Source organism: Allostreptomyces psammosilenae (assembly GCF_013407765.1).
Taxonomy (GTDB): domain Bacteria; phylum Actinomycetota; class Actinomycetes; order Streptomycetales; family Streptomycetaceae; genus Allostreptomyces; species Allostreptomyces psammosilenae.
In genome coordinates, this window is the sequence record NZ_JACBZD010000001.1 from 544,079 (window position 1) to 560,888 (window position 16,810).

The 16,810-nt window shown below is 71.5% G+C and carries 12 protein-coding genes and 1 pseudogene; 8 read left to right on the forward strand and 5 right to left on the reverse strand.

Annotated features, from left to right (window positions below; all coding sequences use genetic code 11):
• Positions 1 to 65: 65 nt before the first annotated feature.
• Positions 66 to 635, reverse strand: a complete 570-nt coding sequence (locus FHU37_RS02105; RefSeq protein ID WP_179812511.1) for a TetR/AcrR family transcriptional regulator — start codon at positions 633 to 635, stop codon at positions 66 to 68.
• Positions 636 to 781: 146 nt separating this feature from the next.
• On the opposite strand from FHU37_RS02105, the pseudogene FHU37_RS02110 reads away from it, so the two are divergent.
• Positions 782 to 1,207 (forward strand): annotated as a pseudogene (locus tag FHU37_RS02110) (helix-turn-helix domain-containing protein); the annotation flags it as partial.
• Between the two features lie 177 nt (positions 1,208 to 1,384).
• On the opposite strand, the gene FHU37_RS02115 reads toward FHU37_RS02110, so the two are convergent.
• The 3 genes from FHU37_RS02115 to FHU37_RS02125 form a co-directional block, all read right to left on the reverse strand.
• On the reverse strand, positions 1,385 to 1,987 hold the full coding sequence (locus FHU37_RS02115; RefSeq protein ID WP_179812513.1) for a ClpP family protease: 603 nt from the start codon (positions 1,985 to 1,987) through the stop codon (positions 1,385 to 1,387).
• Between the two features lies 1 nt (position 1,988).
• Entirely contained in the window at positions 1,989 to 2,636 is a 648-nt protein-coding gene (locus FHU37_RS02120) for a ClpP family protease (RefSeq protein WP_179812514.1), read from the reverse strand.
• A 191-nt stretch (positions 2,637 to 2,827) separates the two neighbouring features.
• Complete coding sequence (locus tag FHU37_RS02125) at positions 2,828 to 4,522, reverse strand: glycoside hydrolase family 13 protein (RefSeq protein ID WP_179812515.1); 1,695 nt, start codon at positions 4,520 to 4,522, stop codon at positions 2,828 to 2,830.
• A gap of 517 nt (positions 4,523 to 5,039) precedes the next feature.
• Here FHU37_RS02125 and FHU37_RS02130 point away from each other — a divergent pair.
• From FHU37_RS02130 to FHU37_RS02140, 3 genes are all read left to right on the forward strand, one after another.
• Complete coding sequence (locus FHU37_RS02130; RefSeq protein WP_179812516.1) at positions 5,040 to 6,287, forward strand: ABC transporter substrate-binding protein; 1,248 nt, start codon at positions 5,040 to 5,042, stop codon at positions 6,285 to 6,287.
• 66 nt (positions 6,288 to 6,353) lie between these two features.
• Positions 6,354 to 7,214 carry a carbohydrate ABC transporter permease gene (locus tag FHU37_RS02135; RefSeq protein ID WP_179812517.1) on the forward strand — a complete coding sequence of 287 codons (861 nt, stop codon included), beginning with the start codon at positions 6,354 to 6,356 and terminating at the stop codon, positions 7,212 to 7,214.
• On the forward strand, positions 7,211 to 8,032 hold the full coding sequence (locus tag FHU37_RS02140) for a carbohydrate ABC transporter permease (protein ID WP_218903908.1): 822 nt from the start codon (positions 7,211 to 7,213) through the stop codon (positions 8,030 to 8,032). Before FHU37_RS02135 ends, FHU37_RS02140 begins: the two co-directional genes overlap by 4 nt.
• 111 nt (positions 8,033 to 8,143) lie before the next feature.
• Here the strand turns inward: FHU37_RS02140 and FHU37_RS02145 are convergent, their stop codons facing one another.
• The gene (locus tag FHU37_RS02145) at positions 8,144 to 8,929 is read right to left on the reverse strand and encodes a VOC family protein (RefSeq protein ID WP_179812518.1); all 786 of its coding nucleotides are present in this window, start codon (positions 8,927 to 8,929) and stop codon (positions 8,144 to 8,146) included.
• Positions 8,930 to 9,081: 152 nt separating this feature from the next.
• On the opposite strand from FHU37_RS02145, the gene FHU37_RS02150 reads away from it, so the two are divergent.
• The 4 genes from FHU37_RS02150 (at position 9,082) to FHU37_RS02165 (ending at position 16,809) form a co-directional block, all read left to right on the forward strand.
• Positions 9,082 to 9,534 carry a MarR family winged helix-turn-helix transcriptional regulator gene (locus tag FHU37_RS02150; RefSeq protein ID WP_179812519.1) on the forward strand — a complete coding sequence of 151 codons (453 nt, stop codon included), beginning with the start codon at positions 9,082 to 9,084 and terminating at the stop codon, positions 9,532 to 9,534.
• 232 nt (positions 9,535 to 9,766) lie between these two features.
• Positions 9,767 to 11,569, forward strand: a complete 1,803-nt coding sequence (locus FHU37_RS02155) for a serine/threonine-protein kinase (RefSeq protein ID WP_179812520.1) — start codon at positions 9,767 to 9,769, stop codon at positions 11,567 to 11,569.
• Positions 11,570 to 11,680: 111 nt separating this feature from the next.
• On the forward strand, positions 11,681 to 12,556 hold the full coding sequence (locus tag FHU37_RS02160) for a WXG100-like domain-containing protein (RefSeq protein WP_446680298.1): 876 nt from the start codon (positions 11,681 to 11,683) through the stop codon (positions 12,554 to 12,556).
• Complete coding sequence (locus tag FHU37_RS02165; RefSeq protein ID WP_179812522.1) at positions 12,556 to 16,809, forward strand: DUF6531 domain-containing protein; 4,254 nt, start codon at positions 12,556 to 12,558, stop codon at positions 16,807 to 16,809. The genes FHU37_RS02160 and FHU37_RS02165 overlap by 1 nt, the downstream gene beginning before the upstream one ends.
• Position 16,810 lies beyond the last annotated feature (1 nt).

Consider the following 16,810-nt stretch of genomic DNA (forward strand, 5'->3'; position numbering starts at 1 on the left):
GGGCCGAAAGAATGGCGAGGGATCGAACCGCATTGGTTCGACGCCTCGCCGGGGGCTGGGGCGGCTCAGTCGTAGTGCCGGATGCCCGTGGTGAGGGTGCGGGTCCACGGCGCCTGGACCTCCTGCGCGCCGATCGACACCACCAGGTGGCACAGCATGCCCACCGCGAAGAAGTTCTGGATCTGCTCGTCGTCGCCCCCCGAGACCCCTCGGACGTACTCCACCAGGCGGGCGTACCCGGCCCGCACCGCCTCCCGGACGGCCGGCTCGGAGGCCGCCGCGGCCTGCGCGTGGAGCTGGACCAGCAGCAGGTCGTTGTCCGTGATCAGTCGGGCGTAGGCGTCCCCCATGACGGAGAGCACGGCCTCCGGCGAGCTGCTGCCCGCGGCGGCGGCGCCGGCCTCCAGGCTCTGCCGCACCCGGAGGAAGCAGTGCTCCACGACCGCGACGAACAGGGCCTCCTTGTTGGGGAAGAGCCGGTACACGTAGGCCTGCGAGATGCCGGCGGCCTTGGCCACCTCGGCGGTGGTGGTGCCGAAGTAGCCGCGTGCGGCGAAGGCGCCGATCGCGGTGCGCAGCACCGCCGCGCGGCGTTCCTCGGCCGTCGACAGTTCGCGACGTCGTTCAGATTGCATGTGAGTACTTAACCACTCACACCTTGCCGGTGGCAAGCCCCGGCCGCCGGAGGCGGGTCAGGTCCGCGCTGGCGCTTCGCCGAGAGCGGAAAGCGAGCACCGTCCGGGCGGCTCCCCGCGGAGCGTGAGGCTCCTATCCTGAGGGGGTGAGCAGCCACGCGCCGAACCGAGCCCGCGTCATCCACCTGCGCCCGGCCACCACGGCGCCGGCGCCCACCGCCGAGGCCCGCGCCGGAGACCGCGCCGGGGACACCACCCCGGGCGGCACCCGGAGCGCCGCCCAGGGCGGTGCCCCGGGCGGCGCCAGGGAGCCGCTGTGGCGGCACGTCCTCGGCGACGTGCTGCGCCGCGAGCGGCTGGCGCAGGAGCGCACGCTCAAGGACGTGGCCGACACCGCCCGGATCTCCATGCCCTACCTCTCCGAGGTCGAGCGCGGCCGCAAGGAGGCCTCTTCGGAGGTCCTCGCGGCCGCCGCCCAGGCCCTCGGGCTCTCCCTGGCCGACCTCCTCGCCCTGGCCCAGGGGGAGCTCGCCCGCGTGGCGCGGGCGCGGGCGGCCGGGCCCCGCACGGCCTCCGGCCCGGTGGCGCCGAAGCCCGAACGGGTCACCGGCCGCGCCGTCGCCACGGGCGACGACGACGGCTCGGCGACGTCCGTCACGGAGCTGGGCGCCCGGCGGACCGGCGCGCGGGTGGGCGTGCGGTGGGGCGACGTGCGCCTCGCCGCCTGACCGGCGGTCGCGCCCGCGCGGTCAGCCGGCCGCGCGCCGCCGGGTGAGCACCTCGTCGGCGAGCCCGTACGCCACGGCCTCCTCGGCGGTGAACACCCGGTCGCGGTCCATGTCCGCCCGCAGCGTCGCGACGTCGTGCGGCGTGTGCCGGGAGAGCACCTCCTCGACCTGGGACCGGATCCGGAGGATCTCCTTGGCCTGCAGGCTGAGGTCGGAGACGGTTCCCCGCTGGCCGCCGCTGGCCGGCTGCCCCAGCAGCACCCGGGAGTGCTCGAGGACGAACCGCCGCCCCGGGTCGCCCCCGGCCAGCAGCACCGCCGCGGTCGAGGCCGCCTGCCCCACGCAGAACGTGGAGATCGGCGCGCCCACGAAGGTCATGGTGTCGTAGATCGCCATGAGAGCGGTGTACGAGCCGCCCGGCGAGTTGATGTAGATCGCGATTTCGCTCTCCGGGCTGGAGGACTCCAGGTGGAGCAGCTGGGCGATGACGACGTTCGCGACGCCGTCGTCGATCGGCGTGCCGAGGAAGATGATCCGCTCGGACAGCAGCCGGCTGTAGACGTCGTAGGCGCGCTCCCCACGGGCGGTGCGCTCGATGACGGTCGGGATCGTGTACTGGGTCATCTCAGATCCCCATCCGTCGCCGCGAGCCGGCCGGCCGGACGTCGGCGAGCGACTCCACGACGCGGTCGATCATGCCGTACTCCTTCGCCTGCTCGGCCGTGAACCACCGGTCGCGGTCGCTGTCGCGGGCGATCGTCTCCTCGCTCTGGCCGGTGTGCTGCGCGGTGATCCGCTCGATGGCCTGCTTGGTGAAGTGGAGGTTCTCGGCCTGGATCGCGATGTCGGCGGCGGTCCCGCCGATCCCGGCGGAGGGCTGGTGCATCATGATGCGCGCGTTCGGCAGCGCGTACCGCTTGCCGGCCGTCCCGACGGTGAGCAGGAACTGCCCCATGCTGGCGGCGAATCCCATGGCGAGCGTCGAGACGTCGTTCGGGATCAGCCGCATCGTGTCGTAGATGGCCAGCCCGGCGCTCACCGAACCGCCCGGGCTGTTGATGTAGAGGCTGATGTCGGTCCGCGGGTCCTCCGCCGAGAGCAGGAGCAGCTGCGCGCAGACCCGGTTGGCGGAGACCTCGTCCACCTGGGTGCCGAGGAAGACGATCCGCTGGCTGAGCAGCTGTGCGGCCAGGTGGTCGTCGAACCGCGTGGGGGGCGTGTCGCCCTCGGCGGCTCGTGGTTGGGTGTCGGGGCCGGTGGCCAGTGGTGACAACGGTCCTCCCAGTGGTGGCGCGGCGCGGTCGGCGTCGCCGCGGGTTCCTCCACTGTCCGCCCGGGGATGGCGCCGCGTCAGGGTTCTCGGCCCGTGGCAGATTCGCCGAGGGCAGAGCCGCCGCGCGACGGCGGGGTGCGCCCGGTGGTTCGGGCGCACCCCGCTCGGCCCGCCGGCGCCTTGGAGCGGTGTCAGCCGGCCAGGTAGGCGCGGGCTTCGTAGGGGCGTAGGTGGTGGAAGGTGGGGGCGTCGTTGTGGGTGCTGATGAGGAGGTGGTGGTTGGGGCCGATGAGGGGGGTGGGGTCGAGGGGGACTTCGATCGGTCGGCCGGTCCAGTTGGCGATGACCAGGAGTTTGTGTTGGTCGTGGGTGCGGAGGTAGGCGTAGATGTCGTCGTGGTCGTCCAGGAGGGGGTGGAAGGTGCCGTGGACGATGACGGGGTGGGTTTTGCGGAGGGTGATGAGGCGTCGGTAGTGGTGGAAGACGGAGTTGTCGTCGGCGATGGCGGCTTCGGCGTTGATGTGCTGGTAGTTGTCGTTGACGGCGATCCAGGGGGTGCCGGTGGTGAAGCCGGCGCCGGGGCCGGCGTTCCATTGGACGGGGGTGCGGGCGTTGTCGCGGCCGCGGGCGCGGATGCCGCGCAGGGCCTGTTCGGGGGTGACCAGGCCGCCGCCGACGGCGGTGCGGTAGTAGTTGAGGATCTCGATGTCGCGGTAGTCGTCGATGCTGGTGAAGTGGGCGTTGGTCATGCCCAGTTCTTCGCCCTGGTAGATGTAGGGGGTGCCCTTCATCAGGTGCAGGACGGTGGCGAGCATCTTGGCGGAGGCGACGCGGGTGGTTTCGGTGGAGTCGTCGCCGAAGCGGGAGACGACGCGGGGCTGGTCGTGGTTGTTCCAGTACAGGCTGTTCCAGCCGTCCTCGGCGAGGCCCTGCTGCCAGCGGTTCAGTGACGCCCGGAGCACCGGTAGCGGGACCGGTACGGGGTCGAACTTGCCGCCGGGGCCGTCGTCGAGGTCGACGTGCTCGAACTGGAAGACCATGTTGACCTCGCGCCGCTCCGGCGCGGTGTAGAGGCGGGCCTGCTCCAGGGTGACGCCGGGCATCTCGCCGACGGTCATCACGTCCCGGCCGGCCAGCACCGCATCGTTCATCTCCCGCAGGTAGCGGTGCACCATCGGGCCGTCGACGGCGTGGGCGAAGAAGGAGCCGTAGCCGTCGGCGCCGATCTCCGGGGAGGAGGGCAGGCCGGGCTCCTTGGAGATGAAGTTGATGACGTCCATCCGGAAGCCGTCCACGCCGCGGTCCAGCCACCAGCGCATCACCTCGTGGACGGCCTCCCGCACCTGCGGGTTCTCCCAGTTCAGGTCCGGCTGGCGGCGGCTGAACAGGTGCAGGAAGTACTCCCCGGTCTTCTCGTCGTACTCCCAGGCCGAACCGGAGAAGACCGACCCCCAGTTGTTCGGCGGACCGCCGTCCGCGGCCGGGGGCCGCCAGATGTACCAGTCCCGCTTGGGCGAGTCGACCGACTCGCGGGACTCCCTGAACCACGGGTGCTCGTCCGAGGTGTGGTTCACGACCAGGTCCATCACCAGACGCATCCCGCGCTCGTGCAGACCGTCACGCAACCGCTCGAAGTCGGCCAGGGTGCCGAACTCGGGATTGATGCCGCAGTAGTCGCTGATGTCATAACCGTTGTCATCACCCGGCGAGGGGTACACCGGCGACAACCAGACCACGTCCACACCCAGCAGCTTCAGGTAGTCCAGCTTCTCGATGACCCCCGGCAGATCGCCGATGCCGTCACCGTCACTGTCCCGGAAACTGCGCGGATACACCTGGTAGACCACCGCGCTCTTCCACCAGTCACTGCTCTGCGGAACCGTCATGGGATGTCCTCACCGTCCAATGGGGAGTCTTCTGTGGTGGCACCGCCGCCCCTCCTCGGGAGCCCGGACCGGCGGCCATGTGCCCTGCGGGCATCCCGAGCTATGCAAACGCTGCCGGGTGTGCGTCTGTCGAGTCAAGCTGTATCGCCATCGTGGCACGTGGTGGCCCGGTTGGCGTAGTGCAAACGGTTGATGCGAGTGGTCGCGGGGGGCGATGGTGACGACTGGCCGTCCGTGGTGGTCACGGATCGGTCACCGGTTGCCAACGTTTGCAGCGATGCCATCGACGAGTTTCTTCTAGGTGGGAAATAATCCCCTTCACAAGGTGTTGACGGGGCTAGAACGGCGGTGACATCGTTTGCCGCCGGTAGGGGAGGGCGGCGATCGCCCCGGGCGGAGCAGCGGTGACGGCACCCGGTGTCACCAGGCCCGGGCGCGGCGCGGCGCCCGCCGACACCCCGTTCCGCCGGTGGCCTCATCGAGGCGACGGCCGTTCCACCTGATGTCAGGAGTCCCCATGCAGCTTTCCTCGTGGCGCCGTGCCGTGGTGGCGTTTCCGTTGGTGTTGGCCCTGGTGCCGGTGGTGGCCGGGTGTGGGGTCGGTGCGGGTGGTGATGACGGTGTGGTCGAGTTGGAGTTCTTCCAGGCGAAGCCGGAGGCGGTGGCGAGTTTCGACGCGTTGATCGCGGAGTTCGAGGCGGCTCATCCGGGGATCGATGTCCGGCAGAACCAGGTGCCGAACGCGGGGACGGCGCTGCGTACCCGGTTGGTGAAGAACGACGTGCCGGACGTGATCGCGTTGGACGGGACCGCGACCTACGGGGAGCTGGCCGAGGCGGGGGTGTTCGCGGACTTCACCGGTGATCCGGCCCTGGAGGCGATCCAGCCGGGTGTGGTGGAGGTGTTGAACGGGGTGGGCTCCCGGCCGGGGGAGACCAACGGCGTGCCGTTGTCCACGAACGCCAACGGGGTGCTCTACAACGTCGAGGCGTTCGCCGAGTTGGGGTTGGAGCCGCCGACCACGTGGGACGAACTGGTTCGGGTGTGTGAGGAGATCGAGGCGGCGGGGCGGACTCCGTTCGCGTTCACGTGGAAGGACGCGTGGACGGCGATGGTCGGCTTCAACTCGCTGGCGGCGAGTCTGGCGCCGGAGGGGTTCTTCGACGACCGGGAGGCCGACCGCACCACGTTCGCTGCGGATTTCGGGGAGGTCGCGGAGCGGTTCACGGCGTTGAAGGAGTTCGGCAACGAGGATCCGTTCGGCACCGACTACAACACCGGGAACGCGATGTTCACCCGGGGTGAGGCGTTGATGTTGACCCAGGGGATCTGGGCGATCAGCGCGATCAAGCAGGTCAACCCGGACATCACGGTGGGCGCTTTCGCGATGCCGGCCGCGGACGACCCGGCGGACAACCGGCTGGTGTCGGGTGTGGACACGGTGCTGACCACGGGGGTGGACACCGAGCACCCCGAAGAGGTCCGGGAGTTCATCCGATTCCTGACCAGCAAGGAAGCCTCCGCCCAGTACATCGCCGAGCAGGGCCTGTTCTCCGCCCGCGTCGACGTCCCCCAGCAGGACCCGGCACTGGCCTCCCTCAACCCCTACTTCGCTTCCGGTCAGGTGACCGGGTATCCCGAGCACCGGTTCGCGCCGGCGGTGCCGCTGCAGGCGATCACCCAGGAGTTCCTGATCTCCGAGGACGCCGGCGCCTTCCTGCGGGAGCTCGACGACGAATGGGAGAAGGTGCAGGCCCGCAGCTGACACACCCCGCCGCGAGCCCCGGGACACCGCCGAAAGCCGCTTTGTTGCGGAAGAGAGAGAAGCACGATGCCCAGATCCAGGGTCTTCTACTGGATGGCCGCTCCGGCCGTCATCCTGTTCTTCGTCCTGCACACCCTGCCCGCCCTCCAAGGCGCCTTCTACAGCCTGACCAACTTCAGCGGCTACGGCGACTGGGAGTTCGTGGGCCTGCGCAACTACGCCGCGATGACCAGGGATGACCGCATCCTCGACTCCTACCTGTTCACCCTCGGCTTCGCCATCGCCGCCACCATCGCCACCAACGTGATCGCCCTGGCCATCGCGGTCGGACTGAACTCCCGCATCTGGTTCCGCAAGACCCTGCGCGCGATCTTCTTCCTGCCCAACGTGCTCTCCGTGCTCATCGTGGGCTTCGTCTTCAACTACTTCTTCGCGTTCATCCTCCCCCAATGGGGAGCCAGCTGGGGCATCGACCGACTCGCCGTCAACATCCTCGGCGACCCCGACCTCGCCTGGATCGGCGTGGTCATCGTCACCGTCTGGCAGGCAGTCGCCTTCAACATCATCATCTACCTCGCCGGCCTGCAAACCATCGGCGCCGACATCTACGAGGCCGCCGCCATCGACGGCGCCACCCCCTGGCAACGCTTCCGACGCATCACCTTCCCGTTGATCGCCCCGTTCTTCACCATCAACATGGTCCTCGCCCTACGCGGCTTCCTCCAAGTCTTCGACCAGATCATGGCCCTGACCGGCGGCGGCCCCGGCAACGCCACCCAGTCCATCTCCGTCCTCATCTTCCAAGGCGGCTTCCAAGGCGGCGAATTCGCCTACCAATCCGCCAACGCCGTCATCTACTTCCTCCTCATCGCCGGACTGTCCCTGCTCCAGCTGCGCGTCCTGCAGCGCCGAGAGGTGAACGCATGATGCGCACCCGAAACAACTGGCTGGTCACCACACTCCTCTGCGCGGCGTCCCTCACCGTCGCCCTCCCCCTCTACCTCACCATCACCATCGCGCTGAAAAGCCCGGAACAGACCGCCGCCTCCGCACTCGCCCTGCCACTGGACCCACAATGGGACAACTTCAGCCGGGCCATCGAAACCACCGGCTTCTTCCGCGCACTCCTCAACAGCACGATCATCACCATCGCCGTGGTCGTCCTGGTCGTCCTGACCAACTCACTGGTCGCCTACGCCATCGCCCGCAACATGCACCGCCGACTCTTCCGCGGCCTGTACTTCTACCTCATCAGCGCCCTGTTCATCCCCTTCCCCATCATCATGCTCCCCGTCGTACGACAAATGAGCATGATCGGACTCGACAACCAGATCGGCCTGATCCTCCTCTACGTCGTCTACGGGCTCTCCTTCAACGTCTTCCTCTACACCGGCTACCTCCGCTCCATCCCCCGCGAACTCGAAGAAGCCGCCGCACTCGACGGCACCAACACCTGGCAGACCTTCTGGCGCGTCATCTTCCCCCTCCTCACCCCCATCAACGCCACCGTCGCCGTCCTCACCTGCCTGACCACCTGGAACGACTTCCTCCTCCCCCTGGTCATGCTCGGCGACCGCGACTCCTTCACCCTCCCCCTGGTCCAATACGCCTTCCAAGGACAGTTCAACACCGACTACAACCTCGCCTTCGCCTCCTACCTCATGGCCCTCGCCCCCATGGTCATCCTCTACGTCACCGCCCAACGCTGGATCATCTCCGGCGTCATGCGCGGAGCCATCCGCTGATCCCCCGAGCAGCCGCCGCGCCGGCCCCCTCCCCCCTGGCCCTCCCCTCCCCGGGGGCACGGCGAACGAGCCAAACGGGCCGGGGGGCGGGGGGCCGGCGCGGCGCCGTGCTCAGCCCTCGGCCGGGGTGAGCACCACGAAGTCCGCGCCGGCGGGGTCGACGCAGACGGCCAGGCGGCCCACGCCCTCGGCGTCCACCGGCCCCATCTGCACGCTGCCGCCGTTCCCGGTGACCGAGGCGACGGCGGCGTCGCAGTCCGCGACCTGGAACACCGGGTGCCAGTAGGGCTTCCCCCCGTTCAGCCCGAGGTCCTCCGGGGCGAGCTGCATGATCCCGCCCTGCATGCTCTCCTGGCCGCCGCCGGCCGGCGTGACCAGCCAGTACGTCTCCTCATCCATCGGCATCGCGTCGGTCTGCCAACCGAAGACGCCGCCGTAGAACTCCTTCGCCGCCTCCGCGTCCGTGGTGTACAGCTCGGTCCAGTTCAGCGCGCCGGGCCGGTCGACGGCCTCGATCCCGAGCATCGTCCCCGGCTGCCAGACGGCGAACTGCCCGCCCTGGGGATCGGTGTACTGGGCCATCCGCCCCTCGCCGTCGGCGTCCGTCGGGGGCACCCGCACGGTGCCGCCGGCCCGCCGCACGGCCTCGGTGGTCACGTCGGCGTCCTGGGTCCTGAAGTAGATCATCCAGGCCGAGCGGGCGCCCTCCTCGGTGAGCTTGCCCAGGCCGGCGACCGTCTTGCCCTCCACCCGGAAGAACCCGAAGTCGCCCATCTCCGGCCCGAGCGACTGGAACTCCCACCCGAGCACCGCGGAGTAGAACGCGGCCGCGGCGGGGACGTCCGGCGCGCCGAGGTCGAGCCAGCACGGGGCGCCGGTGAATTCGGTCCTGATCATGATGCTTCCCTTCGCCGAACCCTCTCCGGAACCAGCCTGGCACCCGCCACCGACACTCGCCTGTCGGCCTGCTTGCGTACGCTGGTTGATTGCAGGCGCCGTATTTTGTTGCCGTGGCGGTATCCTGGAGGTGACGTCGAAGGAGAGGTCCCATGTCGGAACTGCCCCATCCCGGTCCCGTCCGGGGCTGGTGCGCGCTGTCGGCCCTGCACGACAGGATCGAGGCGCGCGTCGAGCGCGCCCTCCAGGCCGCCCACGGGCTGAGCGTCCGCGAGTTCTCCGTGCTGGAGATGCTCAGCGGGCAGCACTCCGGCCCCGGCGGACACCTGCGGATGAACCAGCTCGCCGACTCCGTGGTGCTCAGCCAGAGCGCGACCACCCGGCTGGTCACCCGGTTGGAGGAACGCGGCCTGCTGACCCGCTACCTGTGCCCCGACGACCGCCGGGGCATCTACACCGACGTCACCGACGCCGGCCGAACGCTGCTGGAGCAGGCGCGTCCCACCAACGACGCCGCGCTGCGCGAGGCGCTCCAGGAGGCCGAGAAGCGCCCGGAACTCGCCCCGCTGGTCGCCGCCGTCCGCGCCCTCGACCCGGTGGACTGAGCGACCGGGGCCCGCGCCCCGGCCCGGGGCGCCCCACGTCGCACGCGGTCGCGCGCCGGGTGCCGCCCCGGCCCGGGGCGCCCCACCCGCCACCACTACGCTGGGCGGCGGAACTTTCCGGCCTCCCCAACCACCCCGCCCGCACCACCACCTGACGCGCGGTAAGGGTCGCGTCAGGGCGACGGCGGCACACCGCCGCCGTCGGGCCGGCCGCGGTGGCGAGGAGGCAGGGGTGGCAACCGAGGGGGCGTCGAGGCGGGGGCCGTCGCAGCGGAGTCCGCAGCCGGCACCGGAACGCGCGCCGCAGGACACGGAGCGCCGGCTGCGCGGCCGCTACCGGCTGATCCGGCCGCTGGGACGCGGCGGCATGGGCACCGTCTGGCTGGCCGAGGACGGCCTGCTGCACCGCCGGGTCGCGGTCAAGGAGCTCCGGGTCCACCCCGCGACCCCCGCCGACGACCTGGACGAGGTCCGCGCCCGCCTGCTGCGCGAGGCCCGCGCCGCCGCCTCCCTCGACCACCGCAACGTGGTCACCGTCCACGACGTCGTCGAGGAGGACGGCCGACCGTGGATCGTGATGGAGCACATCCGCGGCCGCTCCCTCCAGGAGGTCCTGGACCACGACGGCCCGCTGCCGCCCGGCCACGCCGCCCGGATCGGCGCGCAGATCCTCGCCGGACTGCGCCGTGCGCACGAGGCCGGGGTGCTGCACCGGGACGTCAAGCCGGCGAACGTGCTGATCGACGAGTCGGGCCGCGCCGTGCTGACCGACTTCGGCATCGCCAGCGTCCGCGGCGACGCCGCGCTGACCGCCCCCGGAACCCTCCTCGGCTCCCTGGCGTACATGGCGCCGGAGCGGGTCCCCGGCAGCCCGGTGGCGGCCGGCGACGGGCCGGAGTGCGACCTGTGGGGCCTCGGCGCCACCCTCTACGCCTGCGTGGAGGGCACCGCCCCGTTCCCGGACGACGACCCGGTGGCCGCCCTGCAGGGCCTGGTCTCCGGCCCGCTGCCCCGCCCCGAGCACGGGGGCGCGCTCACCACCCTGATCACCCGGCTGATGTGCCGCGACCCCGCCGAGCGGATCGACGCAGAGGGCACCCGGCTCGCGCTGGAGGCCGTCATGGACGCCGAGGCGCACGCCGGGCCGGACACCGAGGCCTCCACCTCCACCGCCCGGCCGCCGCGCCCGGTCGCCACGCCCTGGCCGGGCGAGCGGCGCCGGGCCCGACGTCCACTCCGCGCTCCCTGGCGGCGGCAGCGGCCCTCGCCGGCCCCGCCGCGCGGCGGACGCTGGGCGGCTCCGGCCGGCGTCGCCGTCCTCGGGGCGCTGCTGCTGGTCGCCGCCGGGCTGACCGTCACCCGGTTCGGGCTCCCCGGCCAGGCCACCACCGCGCCCGCCTCGCCCTCCCCCAGCCCCACCCCCACCCCCACCGCCTCGAAGCCGCCGGTGGCCGTCACCTGGGAGGGCGTCGGCACGGAGCAGAGCTGCGACCCCTGGTTCTACGCGGGCACGCCGGAGGAGTTCGAGCGCGAACTCGCCGCGGTCGGCATGGAGAACGGCTGGTACGACGACGACGCCCTCACCGAGACCGGCGCCACGCGGGTGCACAACATCTACTCGGTGGTCGTCGAAGGGCCGCCGGGCCGCTCCGTCGTCCTGACCGGCGCCCGGGTCACCGTCGTGGAACGGGCCCCCGCGCCCGACGGCATCTGGGTCACCCGTGGCGGCTGCGGCGGCGCCGTCGTCCCGCGCGTCTTCGACGTGGACCTCGACGCCCCCCGCCCCGCCGCCGTCGCCGCCGACCAGGACTTCCCGCTCACCGTCGACGCCACCGACCCCGAGGTGCTGGAACTGTACGCGCGCACCACCGACTGCGAGTGCTCCTGGACGGTCGAACTCGACTGGGTGGCCGACGGCGTGCGCGGCACCAGCGCCGTCGGCACCCCGGAGGACCCGCTGCGCGCCCTCCCCGACTCCTTCGAGGACAGCTACTACATCACCCCCGACGGCCTGCTGCCCTTCTCCGGCGTGTGACCGCCCGCCGCGCTCCCACCCCTCCCTCACCCTCCTGACCCGTCGTTAACATCTGGGAGAGGAAAGGTGGTTCAACGGGGGACGCGCACGGGGGTGGGTGTGGTGGCCGTCATGCTGCCGGACTGGGCCGAGGAGCCGCTGGAGATCCTGGGGATCACCTGGCCGAACCTCGACGAGGACGCGGTGCGTGAGCTGGCGCAGGCGTACCGGGACTACGCGACCGAGATGGAGGGGGCGCGGGAGGAGGCCGACCAGGTCGTCGCGCAGGTGCTGGCCGCGAACACCGGCGAGGGGATGGAGGCGTTCGGCGGGCACTGGGACCGGGTGTCGGGGGAGTCCTTCCAGGGGCTGGCGGACGCCTCGCGGACGATCGCGGACGCGCTGGACGTGGCGGCGGACGCCATCGAGGGCGGCAAGTGGTCGGTGATCGGCCAGTTGAGCATCCTGGCCGGGCAGATCGCGGCGGCGGTGGCGGCCTCGCCGTTCACCCTGGGGCTGTCGGCGCTGGCGGGGCTCGCCGGGACGCAGGCGATCCGGCTGGTGGTGCGGCAGATCCTCCAGGAGATGGCGGAGGCGGCGGCGGAGGCGCTGATGTCGGCCGCGTCCGACGCGGTGATGGCGTCGCTGGAGGGCACCCTGACGGAGCTGCTGAACCAGGGCCTGGAGAACGCGACCGGGCTGCGGGACGGCTACGACGTCGGCGCGGCGGTCGACGCCGGCGTGGGGGCGGGCGCCGACTCACTGGCGTCCTCGGCCGGTGCCGCGACCTCCCTGGCCAGCGCCGCCGGCGTCACGGCGGGCGCCCCCGCGGGCGCCCCCGCGGGCCTCACCCCGGACGGCGGCGGTGGTGGCGGTGACATCGCCGCGGTGATGCGCGGCGAGGCACCGCCCGGCTCCCCGCCCACGCAGGCCCCGCCGCCCACCGGCAACCCGATCATCGACTCGATGCGCGGCCACACCACCCGGCCGGCCCCGGGGGTGGCGTGATGGTGCGCAACCGGGGCGGCGACGGGGGGAACGGCGGCGACTCCGGCTCCACGCCCGCGCCCTCGACCAACAACCGCCCGGACGGCGGCGGCGACACCGGCGGCACGCCGGCACCGAGCACCCCACCCTCCTCCCGCGACGGCTCCACCACCCCGGGCGGATCCGGCGCGCCCGCCCCGACCGGGGACCGCGGGGCGCAGGTCAACCCCGACGACCTGGACTGGGCGGCGCAGCGCACCGACGAGGTCGCCGACCGGGCGGAGCGGGCCCGCACCAACCTGCTGAACATCCGCCAGGCGCACGCCGGGGTGTGGGACACCGACGAACTCGGCGCCAGCATCAAGGGGCCCTACGAGCGGCTGACCGAGACCCACGACCGAGCCGCCGGCGGCATGCCCACCGTGCTCCGCAACACCGGCACCGGCCTGCGCAACGACGCCACCCGGCGCCGCACCACCGAGCAGACCAATACCGACCAGATGAACCGCACCCGCACCAACTCGGGCAACCGCCCGGGGCCGGGTGGCGGACCGGGCGGTGGGTCGGGCGGTGTGGGCAACTCCGCGACTCCGGCCGGGACGTCGCCCACCGGGCGCGGGCCCAACGCCACCAACCTCAACAACGGCTCGACGGCACGGAACAACGCCGCCGACCCGGACACCACCCGAATGCCCCCGGGGGCGCGCTGCCCGGGCGGGGACCCGGTGGACGTCGCCACCGGCGAGGTGTTCATGACGCAGCGGGACGTGCGGCTGCCGGCCTCGCTCCCGCTCGTCGTGGAGCGGACCCACGTCTCCTCCTACCGCGCCGGCCGGTTCTTCGGCCGGTCGTGGGCCTCCACGCTCGACCAACGCCTGGAACTGGACAGCCACGGCGTCTGCTTCACGCGTTCCGACGGCGTCATCCTGGTCTATCCGGTGCCCCGGCCCGGCGTGGCCGCCATGCCGGTCGCGGGCCCGCGCTGGCCGCTGACCTGGGACGGCGTCCCGGGGGCGCCGTTGACCGTGAGTGATCCGCGCGCCGGCCACACCTATCATTTCGCCGCCCTGCCCACCCCCCAGCACAACGGGGCCGCCGCCGTCCTGCCGCTGCGCGCGATCAGCGACCGCAACGGCAACCGCGTCGAGGTCGACCACGACGAGGAGGGCGTCCCGACCGCGCTGCGGCACAGTGGCGGGTACCACGTCATGGTGGAGTCCAGCGGTGGACGGGTCACCGCGCTGCGGCTGAGGGACCCCGCCGCCGAGGACGGCACCACGCCGATCCTGCGCTACGGCTACGACACGGCGGGCGACCTCGCGGAGGTCGTGAACTCCTCGGGGCTCCCGTTCCGTTTCACCTACGACCCGGCCGGCCGGATCACCTCCTGGACCGACCGCAACGGCACCAGCTACCACTACACCTATGATCCGGCCGGCCGCTGCGTCCGCGGCACAGGCTCCGACGGCTTCCTCGACGCCAGCTTCGAGTACGACGCCGCCGGGCGCACCACCCGGGTCACCAACTCCCTGGGCCACACCACGACCTACCACCTCAACGACCGCCACCAGATCATCCGCGAGGTCGACCCCCTCGGTGCCGTCACCGTCAGCGAGTGGGACGAGTACGACCGCCTGCTGTTGCGCACCGACCCGCTGGGCCGCACCACCCGCCTGACCTACGACGTCGACGGCAACCTCGACAGCGTCACCCGCCCCGACGGCACCGTCTCCGCCGCCGCCTACAACGACCTGCACCTGCCGGTGGTGCTCACCGACCCGGATGGCGCCCAGTGGCGCCACGACTACGACGACCGGGGCAACCTCCTCGCCACCACCGACCCAGCCGGCGCCACCACCCGCTACGACTACGACGAGCGGGGCTTGCTGATCCGCGTCACCGACGCGATGGGCCACAGCCGTGGGGTGCGAACGGACGCGGCGGGGCTTCCGGTGCTGGTCACCGATCCCCTTGGCGCCTCGGTGCGGATCGATCGGGACGCGTTCGGCCGGGTCACGACCGTCACCGACGCCATGGGGACCGTCACCCGTTATCACTGGACCGTCGAGGGGAAGCCCGCTCGCCGGGTACGCCCCGACGGCGCCTTCGAAGAGTGGGTCTGGGACGGTGAGGGCAACCTCAGGGCACACACGGATCCAACCGGACACGTCACCCGCCACAGTGTTGGCCACTTCCGCCTGCCAACCGCTCGGAGCAGCCAGGACGGGAGCGGCTACCAGTTCGCCTACGACACCGAACTGCGTCTTGTCAGCGTTACCAACCCGCAGGGACTGGTCTGGCGGTACAGCTACGACGCCGCCGGCCGACTCGTCGCCGAGACCGACTTCAACGGCCGAACCCTCACGTACACGCACGACGACGCCGGGCAGCTGACCGCGCGGACCAACGGTGTCGGCCAGGTCATCACCTACCGCTGGGACGTCCTCGGGCGCGTCATCGAGAGGACGGCGGGGGACACGCGCATCGCTTACAGTCATGACGCCGCCGGACGGCTGCTGGCCGCCACCGACCAGGAGACCCATCTCGCCTTCACCCGTGACGCGCTCGGCCGCCCGCTGACCGAGAGCGTCAACGGCCGCGTCATCAGCTACGAGTACGACTCCCTGGGGCGGCGTGTCCGCCGGGTCACACCAACTGGAGTGACCAGCTCGTGGGGGTACGACGCGGCGGGACGCGCCACGGGGCTGACCACCGCCGGACACCGGCTGAGCTTCTCCTACGACGCGGCCGGGCGGGAGACGTTCCGTCGCCTGGACGACGGCGGTGTCAGCCTCACGCAGGCGTGGGACGTCAACCACCGCCTCACCGAACAGGTACTCAGCCTCGGTGCGGAAGAGCATGGGGCCGGGCGCGTCCTGCAGCGTCGCCGTTACCAGTACCGCGCGGACGGCATCCTCACCGGCATCGAGGATCTGCTCGCCGGTCCCCGTTCGCTCGAAGTTGACCTCAACGGTCGGGTCACGGCCATCCAGGCGCACGGTTGGAGCGAACGCTACGCCTACGACTCGGCCGGCAGGTTGGTCTCCGCCGACTATCCCCAGGCCGAGTCGCCCTCAGGTGGCGGTTCGACGCCGGCGATCGAACGCTCCTATGCCGGCACTCTGCTGCGCCGGGCCGGGCGCACGTCGTACGTGTACGACGCTCAGGGACGGGTGATCCGTCGCGACCGGCGAACCCTGTCCGGCCGCCGCGACGTCTGGCACTACACCTGGGACGCCGACGACCGCCTCCGCGAGGTCACCACGCCCGACGGCGATACCTGGCGCTACAGCTACGACCCGCTCGGCCGCCGTATCGCCAAGGCGCGGCTGACGGCGGACGGCGAGGAGCTGGAACGCGTCGAACACACGTGGGACGGCACACGCCTCGCCGAACAGCTGCACACCGGCGTGACCCGCCGGGCGACCGCCACCACGTGGGAGTGGTCGCCCGGGACCCACCGCCCGCTCAGCCAGACGGACCGCGCGTGGTCGTCGGAGCTGCCGCAGGAGGTCGTGGATCGGCGGTTCCGCGCCATCGTCACCGACCTCATCGGCACGCCGGCTGAACTGGTCGATCCCGACGGGCGAGTAACCCGGCAGGGGCAACGAAACCTGTGGGGGCATGCACTCCCCACGTCCGGGGACGACGGGGAATGCCCTCTGGGATTCCCCGGGCAGTACTTCGACGCGGAGACCGGGTGCTACTACAACCTCGCCCGCCACTATGATCCGGAGGCCGCCCGCTACCTCGGACCGGACCCACTCGGTCTGTGGCCGGCGCCGGATCACCATGCCTACGTCCCGAATCCGACCGCGTGGGCCGACCCCCTCGGTCTCCAACGCTGCACGACGATCCCGGACGACGTCATGGAGCACGTTCTGCACGGGAACTTCAACGCGGACGGCGAGTTCGGCGGGTGGCACCTGTATCCCGGTGCCACGCCGGAGGAGTATCCGGAGGGGCGCTATATTCGCGGAAATCTGATCGAGAACACGGATGGGACGTGGTCCGTTCGCGGCGAGGTCGGCGCCTACGACGCGGAGTGGAACATGACCCCGAAGATCGCCACCGCCGGTCACACCTTCTTCCCGTCCTCATGGAAGCCGGCGGACATCGCGGAGGCCGGGCGGGCGCTGTTCGAGAGGGGCGAGTACAGCCACGGTGGGACGATCGTCACCTACACGCACAACGGGGTCAGCATGACGGGCTTCCTGAGCAAGGGCCCCGACGGAGTCTACCGACCCTCGACCTTCTTTCCCGATGGAGGCTGAT

Bases quoted from the DNA above. Each gene is read 5' to 3' on its own strand.
- FHU37_RS02130 (WP_179812516.1), top strand. From the start codon at position 5,040: ATGCAGCTTTCCTCGTGGCGCCGTGCCGTGGTGGCGTTTCCGTTGGTG.
- FHU37_RS02165 (WP_179812522.1), top strand. From the start codon at position 12,556: ATGGTGCGCAACCGGGGCGGCGACGGGGGGAACGGCGGCGACTCCGGC.
- FHU37_RS02105 (WP_179812511.1), bottom strand. From the start codon at position 635: ATGCAATCTGAACGACGTCGCGAACTGTCGACGGCCGAGGAACGCCGC.
- FHU37_RS02140 (WP_218903908.1), top strand. From the start codon at position 7,211: ATGATGCGCACCCGAAACAACTGGCTGGTCACCACACTCCTCTGCGCG.
- FHU37_RS02145 (WP_179812518.1), bottom strand. From the start codon at position 8,929: ATGATCAGGACCGAATTCACCGGCGCCCCGTGCTGGCTCGACCTCGGC.
- FHU37_RS02115 (WP_179812513.1), bottom strand. From the start codon at position 1,987: ATGACCCAGTACACGATCCCGACCGTCATCGAGCGCACCGCCCGTGGG.
- FHU37_RS02150 (WP_179812519.1), top strand. From the start codon at position 9,082: ATGTCGGAACTGCCCCATCCCGGTCCCGTCCGGGGCTGGTGCGCGCTG.
- FHU37_RS02135 (WP_179812517.1), top strand. From the start codon at position 6,354: ATGCCCAGATCCAGGGTCTTCTACTGGATGGCCGCTCCGGCCGTCATC.
- FHU37_RS02160 (WP_446680298.1), top strand. From the start codon at position 11,681: ATGCTGCCGGACTGGGCCGAGGAGCCGCTGGAGATCCTGGGGATCACC.
- FHU37_RS02125 (WP_179812515.1), bottom strand. From the start codon at position 4,522: ATGACGGTTCCGCAGAGCAGTGACTGGTGGAAGAGCGCGGTGGTCTAC.